The sequence below is a fragment of the Marinilabilia sp. genome (assembly GCF_016278715.1).
Taxonomy (GTDB): domain Bacteria; phylum Bacteroidota; class Bacteroidia; order Bacteroidales; family Marinilabiliaceae; genus Marinilabilia.
On sequence record NZ_JADQBH010000183.1, the window covers coordinates 7263 to 10296 of the forward strand.

Genomic DNA, 3034 nt, shown 5'->3' on the forward strand with positions numbered 1-3034 from the left:
ATATGTTCCGGTTCCGGTGACGTTGGCTGTATAATCTGCAATTGAGCCTTCACAGACTTGAGTCGGGCCGGTAATCGTTACTTCAGGAACATCATTTACAGTAAGTTGTACACTGGCAGTTTGACTACAATTCAGGGGACTGGAAGTGTCAACCACATCAACTGATACAGTATAAGTACCTGCAACAGGTAAACTTGCAGCATCAATATTCAATGTACCGCCGGTTTCACCGGTCAAGGCTGTTCCTCCAATAGACCACTGATAGGTATAAGTTCCACTTCCGGTAACACTGGAGGTAAACGTTACAGCTGTAGTTTCACATACCTCCTGATCTCCCTCGGTAATCGTAACTACAGGTGTCTCATACACATCCAGGGAAGTGTTGGCACTTGCGCTACAGTTGGTAGTATTTGAAACATCTACAACATCAACAGAAATCGTATGATTTCCAACTGATGGTAATGTCAAAACATCAAAACTTAAAGTAGAACTGGTTTCCCCAGTCAGATCGGTGCCATCCAGTTGCCACTGATAATTATATGTTCCGGTTCCGGTGACGTTGGCTGTATAATCTGCAATTGAGCCTTCACAGGCTTGAGTCGGGCCGGTAATCGTTACTTCAGGAACATCATTAATAACCAAAGTGGTTGAACCACTACTAAATGCAGCACATCCGGTAACATTATCAGTAACTTCAACAATATATTCAATATCATCGACCCCAATGGCAGCATTTGTTATTTGAGGATTTTCAAGAATAGAAGTAAAACCAACAGGATTGGAAGTCCAGTTAAAAGAATAATCGCCACTTCCTTTGGAAGGATTGGCGTAGAGTGTTGCTGTGCCACCGTCGCAAACGGGGTCGGCAGTAGGAGCAACTTCAGGACGTTCCTGAACATCTATATCAACTGTAGCTGTAGCTTTACAATCGGTAGGATTGTTTCTATCTATGATTGTAAGGGTATAAGTATGAAGAGTTGTGGCATCATTGATAACAATAGCATCAGTAACTATAACGGTATGGCCCGTTACACCACTTCCTAACCCCGGACCGGTCCATGTATATTCATATCCCGGAATTACCGGATTACTATCAAAAAGTTCGAAAGGCACTCCCTGACAAAAAGTATCACCAACTGCACCACCTTGAGGTTGAGCCTGGGGTGCCGGAGTTGGTGAAGGATAAACTGTAACCGTAGGATTTCCATTCATCTCGGCAATACAAACCGGAGCATTTGTCCTTTCAGCCTGCACAGCATAAGTTCCTTCCTGAGAAACAACAAAATCAAGGGCACTACCATCGAACACTTGTAAATCTATAAACCCGGAAACTTCGTTGAAACCACTACCATCATCACGTAAGAGCGTATAATAATAAGCACTTTCTGTTTGCTCTAAGGTAAGGGTAGCATTATCCACCCCACAAATCTCAGTATCACTTCCAAAAACAAATGGGGTAGCACTTTTATAAACCTCACTTCTGTCAGAAATAGCAGTTTCTTGCGCGCTACCTTCTTTTTTAAATGTAGCTCTAAACCAAATATCTGCAACATCTAAATAGCTCTCTTCTACTTGATCTGGATAAAAGATTATTCCGGTTCCTGTTCCAATCCCGGTCAAATCAAACCAACCAGGATGTTGAATTTCATTATATCCCTCAACTGTTAGAACTTCCCATAATACGGTATCAGGACTCCAAGTAGGTATATCAATTGGACTCACATGGATTTCATCAGAACCAACATTGGAACAATAATTATCATCCACATCGCTTATGGTGCTTTCCATTCCCATTAATATTGGCAAAGGGTCTTTTTTGGCAGTTCCTCCTTCACGTCCCTGCGCGTGCGCCTCAAGCCCGGAAAAGGCAAACAATAATGACAACAAAAACACAAAAGAGAGTAAAAATCTTTTCATGGCATCTCGTTTAGGGTAATGCTTTATATCCAACTGCACTTTTAGCCATTCTACACGACTAGCAAAAATAATTTTATTCAATTATTCTTAATACTTTATGATCAAATATTTGTTAACAAATACCAGGGGAAACCGACCAAAACAGTCGTTACACCCTGTATTTATATAGAAAACCTATCCATTTTCAATCAAACACCGTTTTTTAAACAACCGGCAAACTTAAACAAATAATTCTAAAAATCAATTGATTAAGAGTTCCTGAATGCACCCAATCCATCATTTTCCAACATAAAAATGTCAACAAAATAGTGTTAATTTAGAACGACTATAAATTTCCCTTAATTTTGTACGTTTATTTGCAGTGATTGTTTCAACTCCCAACAAAAATAAGGTCTCTCTCTCAATTTTATATTTAGGAAACAAAACGCAATTTCCTTTCACCCTTTAAATTTTGTTATTAATCATTAAAATTCGGCCACTCGTCAACGAATCCTTAATTTAGGAGCTTATTAAGTAATTGTGGCTTTTCTTCCAGAGCCAATCGTGCAATCTTCAAATAATCACTTAACCAATCTTGAAGAACCAGTAACTTCTTCCTTTTCTTTCGGGTCATCTCTTTAGAAATCTCCTTTGCATGTTCGAAACGGGTATTGAGTTCTTCAAGTTTCTCAAGATCCATCAGAATGTTATCAAGATCCTGCTTCTTTACGCCATAACCTTTCAGTGAATTCAACCAGTTGCTTTCAGCAATCAGGTTTTTACAAAACATATAAACCTGGCGGTACCAATCGTCAAAATGCTTTTCTCTGGGACCATCCAGGCCCAAAGCTTTCCGGGCCATTTCGTTTTCGTCAAAGACAATTCTTCCCAATTTCACAATGCGCATATAACGCTTTTGCAAATCTTTCTGTAACTGGACCCGCTCCTTATTAAGTTCTTTTCTCCTTTCCTGCGCAGCTTCCTGCTCCTGGTTAATTTGCCGAACTTCTTCCAGGTGCTCTCGCCCCTGCTCCATTTCCTTAAGTCCGTATCCAAACGAACTCATCGATGACACCAGCCCCTGATCAGACAAGCTCTGACCAAGTACTTCATCAACTTTATTTACAAAGTTTTCAAA

The 3034-nt window shown here is 40.1% G+C and carries 2 protein-coding genes; both read right to left on the minus strand.

The window, feature by feature from the left end; translation table 11 throughout:
* On the minus strand, positions 1 to 1917 hold a 1917-nt coding region (locus QZZ43_RS11535; RefSeq protein WP_291859314.1), incomplete at its 3' end, for an immunoglobulin domain-containing protein.
* Positions 1918 to 2410: 493 nt separating this feature from the next.
* Positions 2411 to 3034, minus strand: a 624-nt coding sequence (locus QZZ43_RS11540; RefSeq protein WP_291859317.1) for a hypothetical protein, incomplete at its 5' end; no start/stop codon positions are given.